At 55.8% G+C, this 18,776-nt stretch carries 21 protein-coding genes; 11 read left to right on the forward strand and 10 right to left on the reverse strand.

What is annotated here, in order from left to right; translation table 11 throughout:
- Positions 1 to 25 precede the first annotated feature (25 nt).
- The 4 genes from L1249_RS05620 to tatC are packed head-to-tail and all read left to right on the forward strand — an operon-like array spanning position 26 to position 1,878.
- Complete coding sequence (locus L1249_RS05620; RefSeq protein ID WP_062374859.1) at positions 26 to 379, forward strand: phosphoribosyl-ATP diphosphatase; 354 nt, start codon at positions 26 to 28, stop codon at positions 377 to 379.
- A 24-nt stretch (positions 380 to 403) separates the two neighbouring features.
- On the forward strand, positions 404 to 676 hold the full coding sequence (tatA, locus tag L1249_RS05625; protein WP_137093259.1) for a Sec-independent protein translocase subunit TatA: 273 nt from the start codon (positions 404 to 406) through the stop codon (positions 674 to 676).
- Positions 677 to 679: 3 nt separating this feature from the next.
- A complete protein-coding gene (gene tatB / locus L1249_RS05630; protein WP_235253442.1) occupies positions 680 to 1,099 on the forward strand; it encodes a Sec-independent protein translocase protein TatB in 420 nt (139 codons plus the stop codon).
- Positions 1,096 to 1,878, forward strand: a complete 783-nt coding sequence (tatC, locus tag L1249_RS05635) for a twin-arginine translocase subunit TatC (protein WP_062361953.1) — start codon at positions 1,096 to 1,098, stop codon at positions 1,876 to 1,878. Before tatB ends, tatC begins: the two co-directional genes overlap by 4 nt.
- 78 nt (positions 1,879 to 1,956) lie before the next feature.
- On the opposite strand, the gene elbB is transcribed toward tatC, so the two are convergent.
- Positions 1,957 to 2,616 carry an isoprenoid biosynthesis glyoxalase ElbB gene (gene elbB, locus L1249_RS05640; protein ID WP_044630486.1) on the reverse strand — a complete coding sequence of 220 codons (660 nt, stop codon included), beginning with the start codon at positions 2,614 to 2,616 and terminating at the stop codon, positions 1,957 to 1,959.
- A gap of 160 nt (positions 2,617 to 2,776) precedes the next feature.
- Here elbB and hemB point away from each other — a divergent pair, with 160 nt between their 5' ends.
- Both hemB and ppk1 read left to right on the forward strand, forming a co-directional pair.
- The gene (gene hemB, locus L1249_RS05645) at positions 2,777 to 3,784 is read left to right on the forward strand and encodes a porphobilinogen synthase (protein WP_044630485.1); all 1,008 of its coding nucleotides are present in this window, start codon (positions 2,777 to 2,779) and stop codon (positions 3,782 to 3,784) included.
- Positions 3,785 to 3,908: 124 nt separating this feature from the next.
- Positions 3,909 to 6,110, forward strand: coding sequence for a polyphosphate kinase 1 (ppk1, locus tag L1249_RS05650; protein WP_235253443.1), 2,202 nt, complete (start codon positions 3,909 to 3,911; stop codon positions 6,108 to 6,110).
- A 59-nt stretch (positions 6,111 to 6,169) separates the two neighbouring features.
- Here the strand turns inward: ppk1 and metE are convergent, their stop codons facing one another.
- Positions 6,170 to 8,467, reverse strand: a complete 2,298-nt coding sequence (gene metE, locus L1249_RS05655; RefSeq protein WP_228168352.1) for a 5-methyltetrahydropteroyltriglutamate--homocysteine S-methyltransferase — start codon at positions 8,465 to 8,467, stop codon at positions 6,170 to 6,172.
- 99 nt (positions 8,468 to 8,566) lie between these two features.
- Between metE and L1249_RS05660 the strand changes: the two genes are divergently transcribed.
- Positions 8,567 to 9,505 (forward strand): LysR family transcriptional regulator, encoded by a 939-nt coding sequence (locus L1249_RS05660; protein ID WP_058577124.1) that lies wholly within the window; start codon positions 8,567 to 8,569, stop codon positions 9,503 to 9,505.
- Here the strand turns inward: L1249_RS05660 and L1249_RS05665 are convergent.
- Both L1249_RS05665 and L1249_RS05670 read right to left on the reverse strand, forming a co-directional pair.
- Complete coding sequence (locus tag L1249_RS05665; protein WP_062361936.1) at positions 9,468 to 11,090, reverse strand: ATP-binding protein; 1,623 nt, start codon at positions 11,088 to 11,090, stop codon at positions 9,468 to 9,470. The two genes, L1249_RS05660 and L1249_RS05665, sit on opposite strands and share 38 nt — an antisense overlap.
- A 17-nt stretch (positions 11,091 to 11,107) precedes the next feature.
- Complete coding sequence (locus tag L1249_RS05670) at positions 11,108 to 11,866, reverse strand: winged helix-turn-helix domain-containing protein (protein WP_062361934.1); 759 nt, start codon at positions 11,864 to 11,866, stop codon at positions 11,108 to 11,110.
- Positions 11,867 to 12,095: 229 nt separating this feature from the next.
- On the opposite strand from L1249_RS05670, the gene L1249_RS05675 reads away from it, so the two are divergent.
- Positions 12,096 to 12,236: a hypothetical protein gene (locus L1249_RS05675; RefSeq protein ID WP_162835828.1), complete on the forward strand. Its 141-nt coding sequence runs from the start codon at positions 12,096 to 12,098 to the stop codon at positions 12,234 to 12,236.
- A gap of 72 nt (positions 12,237 to 12,308) precedes the next feature.
- Here L1249_RS05675 and L1249_RS05680 read toward each other — a convergent pair whose 3' ends face one another.
- The 3 genes from L1249_RS05680 to L1249_RS05690 form a co-directional block, all read right to left on the reverse strand.
- A complete protein-coding gene (locus L1249_RS05680; RefSeq protein ID WP_044630479.1) occupies positions 12,309 to 12,488 on the reverse strand; it encodes a PLDc N-terminal domain-containing protein in 180 nt (59 codons plus the stop codon).
- Positions 12,489 to 12,559: 71 nt separating this feature from the next.
- On the reverse strand, positions 12,560 to 13,075 hold the full coding sequence (locus L1249_RS05685) for a retropepsin-like aspartic protease family protein (RefSeq protein ID WP_228168353.1): 516 nt from the start codon (positions 13,073 to 13,075) through the stop codon (positions 12,560 to 12,562).
- Between the two features lie 16 nt (positions 13,076 to 13,091).
- Positions 13,092 to 14,438, reverse strand: coding sequence for an MFS transporter (locus L1249_RS05690; protein ID WP_044630477.1), 1,347 nt, complete (start codon positions 14,436 to 14,438; stop codon positions 13,092 to 13,094).
- 136 nt (positions 14,439 to 14,574) lie between these two features.
- Here L1249_RS05690 and L1249_RS05695 point away from each other — a divergent pair, with 136 nt between their 5' ends.
- Positions 14,575 to 15,036 (forward strand): transporter substrate-binding domain-containing protein, encoded by a 462-nt coding sequence (locus tag L1249_RS05695; protein ID WP_228168354.1) that lies wholly within the window; start codon positions 14,575 to 14,577, stop codon positions 15,034 to 15,036.
- A 4-nt stretch (positions 15,037 to 15,040) separates the two neighbouring features.
- A complete protein-coding gene (locus tag L1249_RS05700) occupies positions 15,041 to 15,262 on the forward strand; it encodes a diguanylate cyclase (RefSeq protein WP_058577122.1) in 222 nt (73 codons plus the stop codon).
- Positions 15,263 to 15,301: 39 nt separating this feature from the next.
- Here L1249_RS05700 and L1249_RS05705 read toward each other — a convergent pair whose 3' ends face one another.
- Entirely contained in the window at positions 15,302 to 15,448 is a 147-nt protein-coding gene (locus tag L1249_RS05705; RefSeq protein WP_164834392.1) for a hypothetical protein, read from the reverse strand.
- A 44-nt stretch (positions 15,449 to 15,492) separates the two neighbouring features.
- Positions 15,493 to 17,118, reverse strand: a complete 1,626-nt coding sequence (locus L1249_RS05710) for a BCCT family transporter (RefSeq protein ID WP_058577121.1) — start codon at positions 17,116 to 17,118, stop codon at positions 15,493 to 15,495.
- A gap of 239 nt (positions 17,119 to 17,357) precedes the next feature.
- Between L1249_RS05710 and L1249_RS05715 the strand changes: the two genes are divergently transcribed.
- Positions 17,358 to 17,708, forward strand: coding sequence for a hypothetical protein (locus L1249_RS05715; RefSeq protein WP_044630164.1), 351 nt, complete (start codon positions 17,358 to 17,360; stop codon positions 17,706 to 17,708).
- Here L1249_RS05715 and L1249_RS05720 read toward each other — a convergent pair.
- Entirely contained in the window at positions 17,705 to 18,598 is an 894-nt protein-coding gene (locus L1249_RS05720; RefSeq protein ID WP_058577120.1) for an AEC family transporter, read from the reverse strand. The genes L1249_RS05715 and L1249_RS05720 overlap by 4 nt on opposite strands.
- Positions 18,599 to 18,776: the final 178 nt, after the last annotated feature.

Consider the following 18,776-nt stretch of genomic DNA (forward strand, 5'->3'; position numbering starts at 1 on the left):
GCCGCCGATTGATAAAGAGAACACCATGACCGACGCTAACCATGTTCCTGTGCTTGACGCCCTTGCTGAGGTTTTAAAGCAGCGCCGCCACGCTAATCCAGAAGATTCTTATGTTGCCTCCTTGCATCATAAGGGTTTGAACAAGATACTCGAAAAAGTCGGCGAAGAAGCCACCGAAACGCTGCTGGCGGCCAAAGACGCCGAGCACGGCAGCGACGAGGCCCGTGAAGCGTTGATCGCCGAAACGGCCGACCTGTGGTTTCATAGCCTTGTCATGCTGTCGCATCTGGATCTCGACCACCAGCGAGTACTCGATGAGCTCGCTCGACGGTTCGGGGTCTCTGGTCACGACGAAAAAGCGTCCCGATCACAACGTTAACCCTGCTCCAATGAGGAAATGCATATGTTAGGTGGTATCAGTATTTGGCAGTTGCTGATTGTTCTGGGCATTATCATCCTGATTTTCGGCACTAAAAAACTGCGTAACGTGGGCACCGACCTTGGCGGTGCAGTGAAGGGCTTTAAGAAAGCCATGCACGACGAGGAGAAAGAAGGCGACAAGAAAGATGCCGATCAGCCTCAGGCCAAGGTGAGCCACGAAGACGTGGGCAACACTTACGATGTGCAGGCCGAAGAGAAACGAGCCGCTGCCGACCGCGACGAAGAGCGCAAATAAGCCATGCTGGATATCGGTTTCCTTGAACTCATGCTCATTGGCATCGTGGCGCTGCTAGTGCTCGGCCCTGAGCGGCTCCCCAAAGCAGCACGCACGACGGGGCTATGGATCGGCAAGATCAAGCGTACGGTATCCGGCATGCAGCGTGAGATCAGCGCCCAACTGGAAGCGGAAGAGCTGCGGCAAAAGCTGAACGAGCAGCAGAAGAAGCTCGACGATAGCTTGAAGAAAGCCAAGCAGGACGTGGAGAGCATTGCCGAGTCTCCCTCGCCCAGCAGCAATGCGACCGCTAATCAGCAAGCGACCGAGCAGCGAGTAGCAAGCGCCAGTGCCCGGCTAGACGACGCGCTGCAAACGGTGCGTGAAGATACCCCAGCCCCCACTGACAAGGCCGATCATCAAAAGGATAGCAACCACCAATGAGTATGTCTGGCGATTCCCCGGAGCCGCATAACGACCAAAGCCAAGCGCCTCTCATTGAGCATCTCATCGAACTGCGTTCGCGCTTGATGAAGGCCATTGTGGTAATTCTGGTGGTGTTTCTGGGGCTTTACGCGTTTGCGAACGACATCTACAGTTTTGTGGCCGACCCACTGATGTCGCTGCTCCCAGAAGGCTCACAGATGATTGCCACCGAGGTGGCTTCTCCCTTCTTAGCGCCGTTCAAGCTCACCCTGGTGGTGGCGGTCTTTATTGCTATCCCCTTTGTGCTGCATCAGGCCTGGGCCTTCGTCGCGCCAGGGCTTTACGACAACGAAAAAATGTTGGCCATACCGATTTTAGTATCCAGCGTGGCGTTGTTTTATGCCGGTGCGGCCTTTGCTTACTACGTGGTGTTTCCGTTGCTGTTTGAGTTTTTCACCCAAACCGGCCCGGAAAACGTTGCGGTAATGACCGACATCAACCAGTACCTCAACTTTGTACTGAAGCTGTTCTTTGCGTTTGGGGTGGCCTTTGAGATTCCCATTGCCACCTTCCTGCTGATTTTATCTGGTGCCACAACCGTTGAGAGTCTCTCCAAAAAGCGACCTTACATTGTTTTAGGCTGCTTTGTGGTGGGTATGCTACTGACACCGCCGGATGTCATATCCCAAAGCCTGCTAGCGATCCCTATGTATCTTTTATATGAGGTTGGTTTGCTCTTTGGCCGCTTGGTCCGCAAGCGCCGCGCAGAAGCAGACGCCGAAGATCAGGAGTCGTAAGCTCTCTGCGTGCCCGGTACTAAAAAGCCTCTGTCATCCCAGGATGACAGAGGCTTTTCCCCTACTAAGCGCTGACACTTAGCCCATCATTTCATCAATGCGGTCTACCAGCTTAAAAATACCGGTAGCGGCTTCACTGATACGCGTAGCGAGCATATACGCTGGCGTTGTCACTACACGATGCTCATGATCCACCACAATCTCTTCTACGCCACAGCTGCGATGCAGGCCACCCATCGCGCTAATGGCCCCGGCGACGCCCGGATCATGCCCAATGGTGACCGCAATGCCATCGCCCAACAGGCGCGGAACCATCACCGGGGCAATGCACATTAAACCGATGGGCTTGGCATCCTCTTTAAATCCGGCTAACGCCTCTTTGACGCTCTCCAATACCTGCATGCTGTCGCTCTGCATGGCGAAATCAGAGAGGTTTTTAGCCACCCCAAAACCACCCGGCACGATCACTGCATCGAACTCATCAGAATCAAGCTCGGTAATCGGGCTAATATCACCACGGGCCAAACGGGCAGACTCCTGCAGCACATTGCGGGTTTCGCCCTCTACCGGCGCTTGGTCTAGGTGATTAATCACATGGTGCTGAGCCACATCCGGGGCAAAGCAGCGATAACCGATCCCCAGCTGGTCAAGGCGTAACAGCGTCAGGGTGGTCTCGTAAATTTCCGAGCCATCAAACACGCCACAACCCGCCAATACGATTGCTACCTGCTTCGTCATACCTATCTCCTTGTCCAAGTCATCTCTGTGGCTGAATGGCTCACTTTAGTCAGTCTCTATTGCCGCCACAAGGCGGCTTTCGCTGTACGGCATGCCTGATATACTCCCACCAAGCCCTGATACACGGGGCGCCCACGATGCGATTGCCTGGAGAGAGCCGTTGAATACCTCAAGCCCACGCCACTTCCCCGCTACCCGAATGCGCCGTATGCGTCGGGATGACTTCTCGCGCCGCTTGATGCAAGAGTCGACGCTAACGCCCAACGACCTTATCCTGCCGGTCTTTGTTCTGGAAGGTGAAAATCAGCGTGAAGCGGTGGCCTCCATGCCCGGCGTCGAGCGCCTCTCGATTGATCTGCTGATTGAGCAGGCCCGCGAAGCCTATGCGCTGGGTATTCCCGCACTGGCGCTGTTCCCGGTGATTGGCCCTGAGCAGAAAAGCGAGCTGGCCGAAGAGGCGTACAACGCCAGTGGCCTCGTACAGCGCAGCGTGCGTGCGCTCAAACAGGCGCTGCCCGAGCTGGGGATCATTACCGATGTGGCGCTGGACCCTTACACCAGTCACGGCCAGGACGGCATTCTCGATGAGCAGGGGTACGTTCAAAACGATCGCACCGTCGACACTCTGCTCAAACAAGCGCTCTCCCACGCGGAAGCAGGCGCCGATGTAGTGGCCCCTTCCGATATGATGGATGGCCGCATTGGTGCCATTCGCCAAGTGCTGGAGCAGGAGCATCTGCATAACGTGCGCATTATGGCCTACAGCGCCAAGTATGCTTCCCACTATTACGGCCCCTTCCGCGATGCGGTCGGCTCAGCCGCCAATCTGGGCAAAGCGGACAAGCGTACCTATCAGATGGACCCTGCCAACAGCGATGAAGCGCTGCACGAAGTGGCCATGGACATTGCCGAAGGTGCCGACATGGTCATGGTCAAACCGGGCATGCCCTACCTGGATATGGTACGCCGAGTGAAAAGCGAGTTCCAAGTGCCTACCTTTGCCTACCAGGTCAGCGGTGAGTACGCCATGCACCGTGCAGCGTTCGATAACGGCTGGCTAGAAGCGGAGCCAGTGATTCTGGAGTCGCTGATGTGCTTTAAGCGCGCTGGGGCCGACGGCATCTTGACCTACTTTGCCCTAGAGGCCGCTCGCCTGCTGCAGCGTTAACCGTCATTTATGCCATTAAGATGACAAATCGGTGACACCTATTTGTCATCTTCCCCCTGCATACTCACCCTAATAAACATTAAAACGCTATGATGAGTACGAGCCACTACCACGGGGGGCAACCATGGACGACAACGCTATAGATTCCACGCCAGCATTACCAGTACCGCCCAATGAGCAAATGAGCGGCGAAGCCGATATTGCACCGCTGCGTATTAACCGCACACCCACCGGGGTTCAAGCAAAAGAGTCACATACTGAAGCTGACCTTGACGATCCGCAGCTCTACTTTAACCGCGAGCTTTCTCACCTACAGTTTAATATTCGTGTATTAGAGCAGGCGTTAGACGATGCGCACCCACTGCTCAACCGGCTAATGTTCCTGCTGATTTTCTCCTCCAACATGGATGAGTTTTTCGAGATTCGTGTGGCGGGATTAAAACATCAAATGGCCTTGGGCGATGACACCCCCGCTGCTGATGGCCGCCTGCCCAAAGCCGTGCTGGCTGAGATTTCCGAGATTGCTCACCAACAGATTGCCCGTCAGTACGAGATTCTCAACGACACGCTACTGCCTGCACTAGAAGCCCAAGGGCTGCGTTTCCGCCGCCGCGACCAGTGGACCGACGCTCAAAAAGCTTGGGTGCGAGACTTTTTCGATAACGAAATCATGCCGGTGATTAGCCCCATTGGCCTGGACCCATCACACCCGTTCCCACGGCTGGTGAATAAGAGCCTCAACTTTATTGTCGAACTTGAAGGCAAAGATGCCTTTGGCCGAGCGGGCGGCATGGCGATTCTGCCCGCCCCACGCTCGCTGCCGCGCCTAATGGCGCTGCCCAAGGAGCTTTGCGCCGAAGGCTTCTCTGAGTACGTATTCTTATCGTCAATGATTCACGCCCATGCCGAAGAGCTCTTTCCTGGCATGCGCGTGCAGGGCTGCTACCAGTTCCGCCTGACCCGCAACGCGGACATGACCGTTGATCCTGAAGAGGTATCCGATCTTGCCTCGGCCCTGCGTGGGGAGCTGCTGGCCCGGCGCTACGGCAGCGGCGTGCGCTTAGAGGTTGCCGATAATTGCCCCGACGATTTAACCAGCTTCCTGCTCCGCCAGTTCGACCTGGAAAGCGGTGACCTGTACCGCGTAAGGGGGCCTGTCAACCTGACCCGCATGATGGCGGTATTGGGCGATGTGGACCGGCCCGAGCTGCTCTACCGCCCGTTTGCCCCCAGCGTGCCCAAAGCGCTGAAAGGCGGCAGTCTGTTTAGTGCCATTGCTAAAAGCGATATATTGCTGCACCACCCCTTCCAGTCCTTCTCTCCCATTGAGGATTTGCTGCGGGAAGCCGCCCGGGACCCGGATGTGCTGGCCATCAAGCAAACGCTTTACCGCACCGGCTCAGACTCCCCCATCGTCAGCGCGCTGGTCGACGCTGCTAGTCAGGGTAAAGAGGTGACGGTGGTGATTGAGCTGCGGGCGCGCTTCGACGAGGCGGATAACCTGCAGCTAGCGTCACGTTTGCAAGAAGCAGGCGCGATCGTGATTTACGGCATTATGGCTTACAAGACCCACGCCAAGATGCTGCATATCGTGCGCCGAGAAAAAGGTGAGCTGCGCCACTACGCGCACCTGGGCACCGGCAACTATCACTCCAAAACTGCCAAGCTCTACACCGATTACAGCCTGCTGACCGCCAACACAGCCCTATGCGCGGATGTGCATAAAGTCTTTCAGCAGCTCTCGGGCATGGGCAGGGCACGCAAGATTGATACGCTGCTACATGCGCCTTTTACGCTGCACGAGCGCTTAGTCGAGATGATTGATCGGGAAGCCCAGGTGGCACGTAAAGGAAAACGCGGCCATATCATCATCAAGTGCAACTCGCTGACCGAACCCAAGCTGATCAAAGCGCTATATCGCGCCTCTCAAGCGGGCGTGGAGTGCGATCTGATCATTCGCGGCATGTGCTGCCTGAAGCCGGGCATCCCCGGCGTATCCGACAATATTCGCGTACGCTCGATCATTGGCCGCTTCCTTGAGCACACCCGGGTGTTCCACTTCCATAACGACGGCAAGCCAGAAACCTGGTGCTCCAGCGCGGATTTTATGTCGCGCAATATGTTCCACAGGGTAGAGACCTGCTTCCCGCTGCTGGATAAGAAACTCGCCACCCGCGTTCGCAAAGACCTGGAGACCTACCTCGTAGACAACTGCCAAAGTTGGCTGTTACAGAGCGACGGTAGCTACCAGCTACAGGACCCCGGCAGCGGCGACGCGATCAGCGCTCAGGAAACCCTGCTGTACGCCTACGCCTCTAAGAGCTAATGCAAAAACCCCGCTGCACTTAGTAGCGGGGTTAATAGCAGCCGAGCAACCCACCTGGCTTAAGCGTAGCGCTGACGCAGCTGCTCAGCGGCCTCCACCATATTGGCCAGGGCAGGCTCTACCTCGGCCCATCCACGGGTTTTCAATCCGCAATCCGGGTTGACCCATAGACGTTCGGCCGGGATTTTCTCCAGCGCTTTCTCCATCAGTGCCACCATCCACTCCACCTCGGGAATATTTGGCGTGTGGATATCGTAGACGCCCGGCCCAATTTCATTGGGGTAGGCAAAGTCCTGAAACGCATCCAGCAGCTGCATATCTGAGCGCGACGTCTCGATGGTGATCACATCGGCATCCAGCGCGGCAATGGCGCCAATGATGTCGTTGAACTCTGAATAGCACATATGGGTATGAATCTGAGTGCTGTCGGCCACGCCTGCCGCGCTTAGCTGGAAGCTCTCAACAGCCCAATCCAAATAGCGCTGCCACTCGCTCTGGCGCAACGGCAGCCCTTCCCGCAGCGCTGGCTCGTCAATTTGAATCACATGGATACCCGCTTTTTCCAGGTCACACACTTCGTCGCGCAGCGCCAGGGCGATCTGGCGGCAGGTGGTGGCGCGGGGCTGGTCGTCACGCACAAACGACCACTGTAAGATCGTCACCGGCCCGGTGAGCATGCCTTTCATCGGCTTTTCGGTCAGCGATTGGGCGTACTCGCTCCAGCGTACGGTCATCGCCGTGGGGCGGGTCACGTCACCAAAGATAATCGGCGGTTTCACACAGCGGGAGCCGTAGCTCTGCACCCAGCCAAAGCGGGTAAACGCAAAACCGCCGAGCTGCTCGCCAAAGTACTCCACCATATCGTTCCGTTCGGCTTCGCCGTGCACCAGTACGTCCAAGCCAAGCGCTTCCTGGCGTTCCACCGCGTAGGCGATCTCTTCGCGCATCCGCGCTTCGTAGTTCGCTTGGCTTAGCTCACCGGCCTTGAAAGCACGACGTGCGGCACGAATGGCATCCGTCTGTGGGAACGAGCCAATCGTGGTGGTGGGGAACAGCGGCAGTGCCAGCAGCCTGCGCTGGGCCTGCACACGCTGGGCATAGGGCGATTGACGCTGGCTGTCTTGTGGCGTGACGGCGGCCAAACGCTCGCTCACAACGGGTTGGTGGATACGCGTCGATTCCCGGCGCGCATCCAAGGCGCGGGTTGCCTCGCTCAAACGCTGCTCGTCTTCCGGCGTAGCACGGTTATCAATCAGTCGCGCCAGCGTGACCACTTCATCCAGCTTCTGACGAGCAAACGCCAGCCAGTTCACCAGCTCAGCGTCCAGCTCGGTCTCTTGACGCAGGTCGACCGGCACGTGAAGCAGCGAGCAGCTAGGCGCGAGCCACAGCCGCTGGCCCAACCGCACTTTCAGCGGCAGCAGGCGCTCACGCAGTGCTGCCAAATCGGCCCGCCAGATATTCCGACCATCCACTAAACCTACCGAGAGCACCTGATGCGGGCTTAACCGGTCAATCACGCTCTCCACCTGCTCAGGAGCACGCACGGCATCAATATGTAGGCCCTCTACCGGTAGCCGCGTGGTGAGCGAAAGATTATCGCCCAGCGCGCCGAAGTAAGTGGCCACCAGCAGCTTCAGCGGGGCCGACTGCAGGCGATGGTAAGCACGCTCGTAGGCCTGCTGCCAGGCCAGTGGCAAATCCTGTACCAGCGCAGGCTCGTCTAGCTGCACCCACTCAATACCCTGAGTCGCTAGGCGGGAAAGCGTCTCGCTGTAAACATCCAGTACGCTATCAAGAAGCTCAAGACGGTCAAACTCACTGCCCTTGGTTTTGCCTAGCCATAGCCATGTCAGCGGCCCGGTCAGCGTTACTTTAGGCGTAAAGCCCGCTTTTAGAGCTTCATCTACCTCGTCAAACAGCCGCGTAGAGGCTAAGGTAAATGTCTGCCCTGGATGAAGCTCAGGCACTAGGTAGTGGTAATTGGTATCAAAATATTTAGTCATCTCGCAGGCGGCCGCCGGGGTACCGCTTGGCGCGCGGCCACGGGCCATGCGAAAGGCGGTGTCCAGGTCGACGTGGCCTGCGTTTACCTCGTCTTGGGCTTGAAAGCGGCTAGGCACCGCGCCCAGCATTACGGAAACGTTTAGCACTTGGTCATAAAATGCGAAATCACCCACGCTGACCATATCCAAGCCCGCGGCTTGCTGGGTTTGCCAGTGGGCAAGCCGTAGCGCTTGGCCAGCGGCTTCTAGTTCGTCACGGCTAACGTCGCCCTTCCAGTAAGCTTCAGTGACTTTTTTCAGTTCGCGCTGAGCGCCAATGCGGGGATAGCCGAGAATATGAGAAACTGTCATGATGATTCCTTCCAACGTGAATGATTTCACACAGTTTGAGTGCCGCATAAACGTGAATCAAACTAAAGATTTTAATATCAAACATGAAAAACACTCACAATGATTGAATTACGCCATTTGCGCACGCTGCTGGCCCTACGCGAAACTGGCTCGCTGGTAGAAGCCGCTGAGCGGGTGCACTTAACGCAGTCGGCCCTCTCACACCAATTGAAAGATCTAGAAAGTCGCGTGGATAGCGCGCTGTTTGTGCGCAAGACCCGTCCGGTAGAATTCACGCGGGCAGGGCTTCGGCTACTGGCGCTGGCCGATGAGATTTTGCCGGAAGTTCGCAAAGCGGAGCGGGACCTGGCCCGATTAGCGGGCACCGAGCAGGGGCGGCTCCACATGGCCATCGAGTGCCATAGCTGCTTTCAGTGGCTCATGCCCACGGTGGATTACTTCCGCGACCACTGGCCGGAAGTGGAGATCGATATTCCCAGCGGGCACCATTTCGACCCGCTGCCTGCCTTGGCCCGTGAGCAGCTGGATTTAGTCATTACCGCCGACCCTCAGCCGCTGGAAGGCGTTCACTACGTGCCGCTGTTTCGCTATGAGGGGCTGCTAGCGGTTGCCCGGCAACACAGCTTTGCGGGCCAACCCTATATTGAGCCTAGCGCGCTGGCCGAGGAGACACTGATCACCTACCCAGTGGAGCAGTCGCGCCTGGATGTCTTCACCCAATTTTTGGCCCCAGCCAACGTGCGCCCTAAAGAGATTCGCACCGCAGAGCTGACGATTATGATGATGCAGCTGGTGGCCAGTGGCCGCGGCGTATGTGCGCTGCCCAACTGGGCGCTCACGGAGTATTTAGAGCGCGACTACGTCAGCGCGGTGAAGCTAGGCGAGCACGGCATCTGGAGCACGCTCTATGCCGCTATTCGTGAGGAGTCGGCGGAAGCGCCGTGGATGCAGGACTTTTTGCGTACCGCCAAGGAGACCTCCTTTGCGGTGCTGTCAGGAATTAAACCGGCGAATCGCGACGAGGAATCAGCAGCGTAAAGCGTGCGCCGCCCAGCGCAGGGCTGCTATCTACGGTGACGCTACCACCGTGGCCTGCCATGATTTTTTGCACAATCGAGAGACCAAGGCCGTAGCCACCAGAACTGCGGGCGCGGCTATCGTCCAGGCGCGCAAAGGGTTTGAAGATATCGGCTCGGGCATCGAAGGGAATGCCTGGGCCGTCATCTTCTACATCTATACGCACTAAGCACGGCTCATCCCACAGGCGAATCACCACTTGAGATTTGCCGTAGCGGCAAGCATTGCCCACTAGGTTTTGTAGTGCCCGCTGCAGGTAGCGCGGCTCTGCCAACAGCTCAATATCAGGCCCCGGCGCCAGGGTTAAGGTCTGCCCGCTGTGCAGCGGTGCTAGCGTATCAATCACCCGCTCCGCCATAGACCGGCACTCCACCAACGCCATTTCCAGCTCTGCGCCATTGACCGTTTCGCCACCTAGGCGCGCATAGGTCAAAATTTCGTCCACTAACTCATCCAATTCAGCAATATCTGCATCAATACCCTGGAGCTGACGCTGAATGGCGGGTTGATCGGTCATGTCCTCGACCATCTGCACCGCAAAGCGGATGCGTGCCACCGGAGTGCGTAGCTCGTGGGAGACAGCGCGAATCATCTCTTGCTGACCCCGCAGTAGGCTCTGCACTTGGTTCGCCATGCCATTAAAGGCCATCCCCAAGCGCCCCAGAAAGTCGCCGCTTTCCACTTTGACGCGGGTTTCCAACCGGCCACTGGCAATACGGGTTGCCGCCAGCTCGAGCCGCGCCATGCGCGACTCGATGCTGCGCATAATCAGATAAATGATCAGGCTTAGCACGACCATCAGCGCCACGAGCAGCGGCAAGTGCAAATTGAGCGGCAACGTATCGCCTCGGGAAATAGGCCCAGCCTGAAGCCACTGGTCGGCCCCTCCCGAGGCGTTAGGCAATTGATAAAGTAGCGTAATCGATAGCTTGTCTGTCACTAGCCGGGTTATCACACCCCCGAGCGTTAGCTGAAACTGCTGTTCGGTGGTCAAGTCATCGGGAAGTGCGTTGAGCAGGCTCAACGGCCAACTGCCGGGGCGTAGCTCGGCCAGCGCCGCTAGCCGCTCTTCCTCTGGCATGGCGGCCAGCCATTCCCCCAACAACACCATGCTGCCCTGCCACTGGCGCTCGCTCCAAGCATCAAACGTGGCTTCCAGCACCCATAGCTCCCCGCTGGTGTTAGCCGTGGGCAGCCGCTGGCGCAGTTGCCAAGGCTCTTCTGCCACTAACACCGCGCCCCGCTCAATTCGCGACCGCTCGAAATAGCCTAACTGGGCGTCGTTCATGTCGCGCAGCACCAGCTGCATGCCTAGCTGCTCGGAAAAATCGCCTAACAGCGTTTCACGCTCATCTATGGGCACGCTGGCAAGCTGCTGTGTCATTAATGACATAGGCAGCGCGGCGAGCTGTTCGCGATAATCTTCCCGGCGCACCTGCTCTATAAAAGAACGCCCCCCTAGCGCAATAAAAAACACCACGCACAGCGCTAGGCCCAGCAGTAGGTAGAAGCGTAAAAACGAGCCGTGGCTAAGCACTCGCCGCATTAGGCGACCTCTCTTGTTTAACTGTCTTTAACAAACAGATAGCCTTTACTGCGCACGGTTTTAATGCGGTGCGGCTGGTTAGGGTCGTCGCCAATTTTTGGGCGAATACGCGATACGCGCACATCAATAGAGCGGTCTTGGCCGTCGTATTTAATGCCTCGCAAGTCGCTGAAAATCTCTTCGCGGGTCAGCACACGGCCAGCATTACGCGCTAGCAGCCACAGCAGGTCGAATTCTGCGCTGGTCAGGTCGATACGCTCACCGGAGAGCCAGGCTTCCCGCGTGGCGTTATCAATCTCCAGGTTCTCAAACTTAAGGCGCATTTCACCATCGGGGGCTGGCGCATCCGCGCGACGCAGAAGCGCACGCATACGGGCTAGCAGCACGCGGGGCTGCACCGGTTTGGGCACATAGTCATCCGCGCCCATTTCTAGCCCGAGCACTTGATCAAGGTCATCGGTGTGGGCAGTCAGCATCATAATGGGGCCAGCAAAGTTGGGCCGCACGCGGCGGCAAATGGCCAAACCATCTTCACCGGGTAGCATCAGATCCAAAATCACCAGGTCCGGCTGCAGCGTTAAAATACGATCTACGCCTTTGGCACCATCCGCTTCTAGCGTCACTTGAAAGCCGTTTGCTTCCAGATAATCGCGGGTGAGCTCGGCCAAGCGCTGATCATCTTCAATAATCAGCACATGATCCTGGTCAGGGTAGTCGGGAGTTACCGATTCCTGCGCCCCAAGTGCTTGAAACTGCTGTTCCAAATGATCTACCATCCTTTTTCTTCACTCCGCTTAGGCAGTTTGTATTATCACCCGCTCACCCTGTGCAAAAGCAGGTTGTGGATAGCTTCCAGGATACCTTAAAACCTTGCAAACGCCTGCCCCTTGATTAGCGTTGCGTATGCATCCTAGTTAGAGGGCGTCTTGAGCAACTTGATTCTTCCACCACCAAGCGCTAATGTGAGGTGGCGAACTGTCGACAATCGGACAGGAGGAGATCGCCATGGGAGATGGCAAAGCCAAAAGTGTCATTAAGCGTGTCTATGTACCAACGCAAGTGCGCGACCTGCCCAACGGAGAGAAGTTAAAAATTCCCGGGCACTATAAAGCGCCGCCCAGCGAAAGCAACGATTCGCTCGATTAACGATGCGCAGATAAAGAAAAAGGCAGGCCTGTCGAGGCCTGCCTTTTTAATACGCCTTCATGGTTAAGATGGCTATCCCTTGGGGCCGAACAGGAACCAAGCAATCAACCCCACCAGGGGAAACACCAGTAGCGCGATAATCCATAGCAATTTGGCAAGCCCGCTAGCCGAGCTTTTTGCCACTTTAACGATGGCCCATACCACAATGATGAGCCAAATAAGACCGAGCAAACCACCGACTTCAATACCCATAGCAACTCCTTAGCGTGTTGGCATCCATGAGTCTTCAGCTAAGCACATGACTGCAGTGCGCACAAGTCGCCCTAAGGCTCTGGCAAGCGCAGCACCATCTCCCCGCCGCGAATCTCAATCGCTAGCTGGTTTAAAAAGCTCATCCCAAGCAGCACCGTATCGCGCTCCATGCCGGGGCTGATAGAGCCCTGCACGTTGTTCATCTGAATACCGCCCAGCACTACTTCATCTAGCTGAGTCAGATTACCCTCGACACGGCCATTGGCGGTGTTAAACCAAGCACGACGCCCTGGCGCTAAGCTTAGCCTTTTAGCTAGCTCACTAGGCACCGCTACATAAGTGGCGCCTGTATCCAACAAAAACGTCACAGGCTCACCGTTGATCTGACCCGGTGCTTCAAAATGGCCTGCTCGGTTACGCTTTAGTGTTACCGGGCCATTGTCTGGGGAGGTATTCATGATGTTCACGTTAGGGTGCAGCATGTCCTCAAGACCGCCCTGAATCCACCACGTTCCTACCGCCATTAACAGCACCCAAAATAGCAGCATCATCACAATGCCGCCCTGCTGTGGCCTGTGTCTTGCCATTATTCACCTCACGGCATCAAGAACTTTTCCAGGCCACTGCCGCCTCACGGCCACGGCGCTCATTGACGCCTACGCAAATTAGCATCGCTGCAATAAATAGCCCAACACATAAAAGAATAGACGCTTGAAGGCCAATCAGCGTTTGCAACACCCCTAACATGACGATGCCCAGCACCCCCGCCAGTTTGTTTGCCAAGCCCCAGAAGCCAAAAAACTCCGCTGATTTTTCCAGCGGTGAAAAGACACCCACCAGCGCGCGGCTGGCCGACTGGCTAGAGCCTAAACTCAACCCGGCTAAGCAGCCGACCACTAAAAACAAGTGCTGTGCCTGCCACTGCCACCCAAACTGCTGATTGAGCCACTCGGTTAACGCCGGCGTTGCCCAGATCGCGACAATAGCCGCAACCCAGAGAGCAAGTGTCATTTGATAAGTGTGTTTAGCGCCCAGTTTATCTTGTAAAAACCCAAATCCGATGGCTCCCGCAGCAGCGGTGACCTGCACAATAATAAACATGATATTGCGCACGCTCTCATCCCAGCCAATCACCTGGGCCCCGTAGATAAAAGCAAAGGCGATAATGATGTAAACGCCTGCCATCGAAAATAGAAGTGACACTAAGAAAACGCTTAAGTCTTTGAAGTAGCGCAGCTCATGAAAAGTACCCAAAATCCGCTGCTGGGCAATTTGCCGATAAGAAACGCCATGGGGTTTAGGTACACCGCGCTCTTTCAGCCATAAAAAAGTGGGAATCGCCGCCACTAAAAAGAACCCTGCTGCAAAAGGCCCTACCCAGCGAATACGCTCAAAATTGTCAGCCGTTGCCTCTCCTAGCACAATCAGCGTAAACCCTGCGGCCAATAGGCCGCCAATATAGCCCAATGCCCAACCAAAGCCGGAAATTTTACCCAGCGCATCCGGCGGCCCTAACTCTGGCAGAAAAGCGGCAATAAACGACTCCCCCATGGAGTAGGCGTAGTTGGAAAATACGATCAACACGAGGCCTAGCACTACATAACCAGGTTCAACAAAATAGAGCATGGCCGTGGTCGCCACGGTCACCATGTAGCTGAACAGAAGAAATCTCTTCTTTTCAGCACGGTAATCCATAATGGCACCACATAATGGCGCACTGACCACGACCATTAAATAGCTGATCGCTAAAGCTAAGCTCCATAAAAAGTTCGCTAAGCGGTAGCCATCGTTCCGCTCACCGACAATCACCGTGGTAAATAGCTCACCAAATACCACGGTAATAATGAGGAGCGTGTAGGCTTGATTGGCAAAATCAAACATTGCCCAGCCGAAAATTTCGCGCCGCGTAGCGTAGGGGGACGAGGCAGGCGTAGCAGTTGCAGATGGCATATCAGCACTCGCTTAAAAAGAGTTCTAAGACTATCAGTTAGCCGCATCGCACGGCTATAGACAGCGTTAACAGAATAGAGGTGACAGAAATACAAAGTTACTCTAACTTTGCTAGGTAAAATTAGCAGATAAGGCTTTGCGTACAAAACCTAACTTCCGGATACTTCCCTGGGCACGTTCCTACACCGAAGCAAGGCTACGTGACTATCACTGCGTCTACTCCACTACCCGTACGGCTGAAAGAGAACGGCAGTTTCACTGGGTAGGGCCACTTGTAATTAACGAATGGTCTGCTTTTGGCCTCGCCGAACGGCAGCTTGAGCTGACGCAGCTTAGCGAGTTACACGAATGGAAAGTCGGTGGTTTCCGCGAGGATGCCGTGGGAGATTACGTTGCGAGCAAAGGCATTAACGTGTTGCGAGCGCCCACTGAGCGGGAAAACATGGCACGTTTATCCGCAGGCTTACTTGATGTGATTGTGACGGGGAGGGCCACAGGGGAGTATCTTGCCAAGGAGCTGGAGCTCGCCATTGAGCACTTATTCACCTTTTATTACGCACCGCTTTATCTGTGTACTGCCTGGCAAAGATGCCAATGAGGCGATGAATATTGCCAACTGCCTGCGCCAAGCCATTCTGTCACTGGCTATTCCACATGCCTACTCCAGCACTCATTCGCACCTAACGGCTAGCATGGGCATTGCCACCACAACACCTGAGCAGCCGCTTAGCCCTGATGACCTGCTCAACAAAGCAGATCAACAGCTCTACCATGCCAAACGACGCGGCAGGAACCGCATCGAGATACACGAACGCCCGGCGTAATCGGGCGTTGTAGGCATCCATCGGCTCTACGTCACAGCGTCACAGCAACCAGTGGGCAATGACCGCTGACAAGCCGACCACCATCGCAGTGACTACCGCAACGGTGACCACCCGATCTAACCAACGGTCGAAGGCAGCCCCTTTTGGCTGCCTTCGCGTTGCCCCGTGACGTCCCTGTCGAGCCATTAGCACGCAGTTTCCATAGGTGCTTCCTCTATCGAAGCCGTTGTTTAGCTATTAATACGCCGATTGACCACGTTGGGCGCACGGCGCAGACGCTCCTCTTCCCCTAACTGCTCCGCCTCAAAGGCATCAGCACCCACGGGGGTCTCACCGTGGCGACGGTAGAGCTGGGTCAGCATCGCTTTACGATCCGCACGCAGCTCGCGTACCAGCACAATCACCATCATATACAGAATAAAGGTAAACGGCAGCGCTGACAGCACGGCCGCTGACTGCAGGCCGGAAAGGCCACCCGCCACGATAAGCGTAAGGCAAATCGCCGCGATCAGCACGCCCCATACCACGCGTTTATAGAGTGGTGGATTGATAGAACCATTATCCGTCATCTGCGCCACAATATACGAAGCGGAGTCTGCTGAGGTCACCAGGAAAATGAAGATTAGCAGCATGGCCAACACGGAGAGCACGCCCGAGAACGGCATCAAATCAAACATCTCAAACAGGGCGACGGTGATGTTTGCTTCGGTGGCCGCAGCCAGGCCTACATCGGTGCCGTTCAGCTCCAGGTTAAGCGCTGCACCACCAAATACGCCGATCCACAAGCACGCCAAAAGCGGCGGCACAAAGAGCACCCCAAATACGTACTCTTTAATAGTGCGCCCGCGAGACACACGTGCCACAAAGGTGCCCACAAAGGGCGACCAGGCAATCACCCAAGCCCAGTAGAAGATGGTCCAGCTACTAGCCCACTGGTTGTCGCTATAGGGTGAAATGCGCAGGCTCATGCCAATAAAATTCTGCAGATAGTCGCCAATGCCTAGCGTAATCGTTTCCAAAATAGCAATGGTCGGGCCGGTGAACAGCACGTAGAGCATCAAACCGATACACAGCGCCATATTTAAGTTAGACAGGCGCTTAATGCCTTTATCCAAACCAGACCAAGTAGATGCCATGTAGGCGCAGAACATCACAAATAGAATGACAAATTGCCAAAACCCATTCTCCGGCAAGCCAAATACCGCGTTAAGACCGCCATTCATTTGTAATACGCCAAGCCCTAGTGATGTCGCCACCCCCATCACGGTAGCCACCACCGCAAAAACATCTAACCAGGAAGCGTAGGGGCGCACATGGGGGTGCTTGGCCGTGACCGACGAGAGCACTGAAGACACCAAACCCGCCTGCCCCTTACGGAACTGAAAGTAAGCAATAATCAAACCCACCACGGAGAATGCCGCCCACTGGTGAATTCCCCAATTAAAATAGCTGTACTGGATGGCGTAGCGTGCAGCCGCTTCGCTCTCTGCCGGGACATCGCCGTAAGGCGGGTTAATGTAGTGCGTCATGGGCTCTGCCATGCCGTAAAACACCAGCCCTACCCCAAAGCCTGCGGCCAATAGCATGCTGATCCATGAGAAAAAGCTGTAGCTGGGCGTACTGTCCTGGGGTCCCAGACGTACTTTGCCGTATTTACTGAGCGCCAGGCCAATCAGGAACACCACAAAGCCAAATACAGAGAAGAGATAGAACCAGCCAAATAGCTCGGTAATCGATGTGAGGGCGGCCTCAGCAGCATTACCAAACGCGACAGGAAACGCGGCCCCCACAATCACTAAGCCGAAAATAATCACTGCCGATGCGATAAACACCGACTTCCCTCCATGATTTGTCATAGCACCACCCTGGTTAATGAAAATACTGGTTAATAAATGCGTGGATTTATAAAAACACGGCTCTTCATTTTAGTGCGCTCAATTAAATCCTAACATCCGAGGCTAGCAATCGCATGTTAAGCGCTTAATACAGAAAAATTAGCACCAACTGATATATTAGTTTCAACTCTCAAAAAGAAGCAGTGAACTTGCTCGCTCCGCTATGTTCCAATAGTGGCAAACGAACGATGGAGGCTTTCATGCCACAGATGAATCGCGACCAACGCAATGCCGCTTGGCAAGCTGCTAACCAGTGGCGCGCCCGTGCTGCACAAACGCAGCCAAATGGGCTAATGGGCAGCTTGAAACTGCTGTTGACGTGGCTAGCGTTTGGCGCACTGATGATTGTTGGCGTTGTGCTGGGGCTATTTTTCCTGCTGATTGGCTGGGCGATGATGCCGTTTGTGCGCCATAAGATGAAAAAGCGTATGGAGCAGATGCGTGCCGATCACGCTCAAGACATTGGCGGCGGCTACGCTGGCGATCAGCCATCTAGGCAGCACGATGCTCTGGAAGGTAGCTACGAAGTAAAAGACGAGCCTCGCCGTTAGGGCGGCGGCTGGATCCAGGCGAAGGCCGCCGCCAGCGTTAGCGGCATGACGATCAAACTTCCCAAGTTACCGATCAACACCAACGACGCCACCTTATGAGGGGCGAGCTTGTACTGCTCTGCGACCAAGTAATTCAATACCGCTGGCGGCAACGCGGCAAATACTAACAAGGTGGCTGTTTGCAACGGATTCAGCGGCAGCAGCCACATGAGCGGCAGCGCAATCACCAGCCCAGAGAGCGGGCAAAGCACCGCCCCCAGCAGCCCTGTTCGCCAGTCGCTAAAGTCAATTTCCAGCAGGCGCACGCCCAGCGCAAATAGCATTAGCGGAATGCACACACCACCCAGCATATGCATGGCTTCCAGCAGCCAGCCGGGTAACGCTACCCCCCCCACATTAACCAATAGCCCCGCAACGCTTGCAGCCACAATCGGCATACGTAGCATCCGCCACAGCGAAGTACGCGGGTCTAGCATGTAAAGTCCCACCGAAAAGTGCAGCAGCATCTCCACGATAAACACCACCACCGCCGCTGGCAGCGCTTCCGGCCCGAAAGCCAGCACTAGCAGCGGCACCCCCATATTGCCGGAATTATTGAACATCATTGGCGGCAGAAAGACCTTACTGTCCAACCCAAGCCACTTCACCACCGGCCACAGCACTAACCCTGACCCCAGCACCACCAGCGCGGCAGCGCTGGCGAGCCAGGCGTACTCCGCCAGGGGCGCTTGGCGGTCGGCTAGCACGGCAAACACCAGCAGTGGAACAAACAGCTCCATATTGAGGGTGTTTAAACTGCGAATATCGGGAGTGCGGAATCGTCCGTAGGCGGCACCGCTACCGGCAATCAAAAACACCGGCAGCAGCGTGGCTAAAATTTGACCGATCATTGACCAGCCACCTCGCTGCGAGGCCGCACAGGAAAAGGAGTGCGCATTGTGTCGTCCTTGTTTTTATTGGAACTGCTGTTATGGGAACTGCTGTGATTAAAACGATTGATATGGGAGCAGCCGTTTTTTAGGCCAGTCGTTATCAGGCTAGCTTTTTACTGATGCTACTGAAAAACGC

The sequence above is a fragment of the Halomonas sp. Cn5-12 genome, assembly GCF_021532545.1.
In the GTDB taxonomy this organism is placed as follows: Bacteria; Pseudomonadota; Gammaproteobacteria; order Pseudomonadales; family Halomonadaceae; genus Vreelandella; species Vreelandella aquamarina.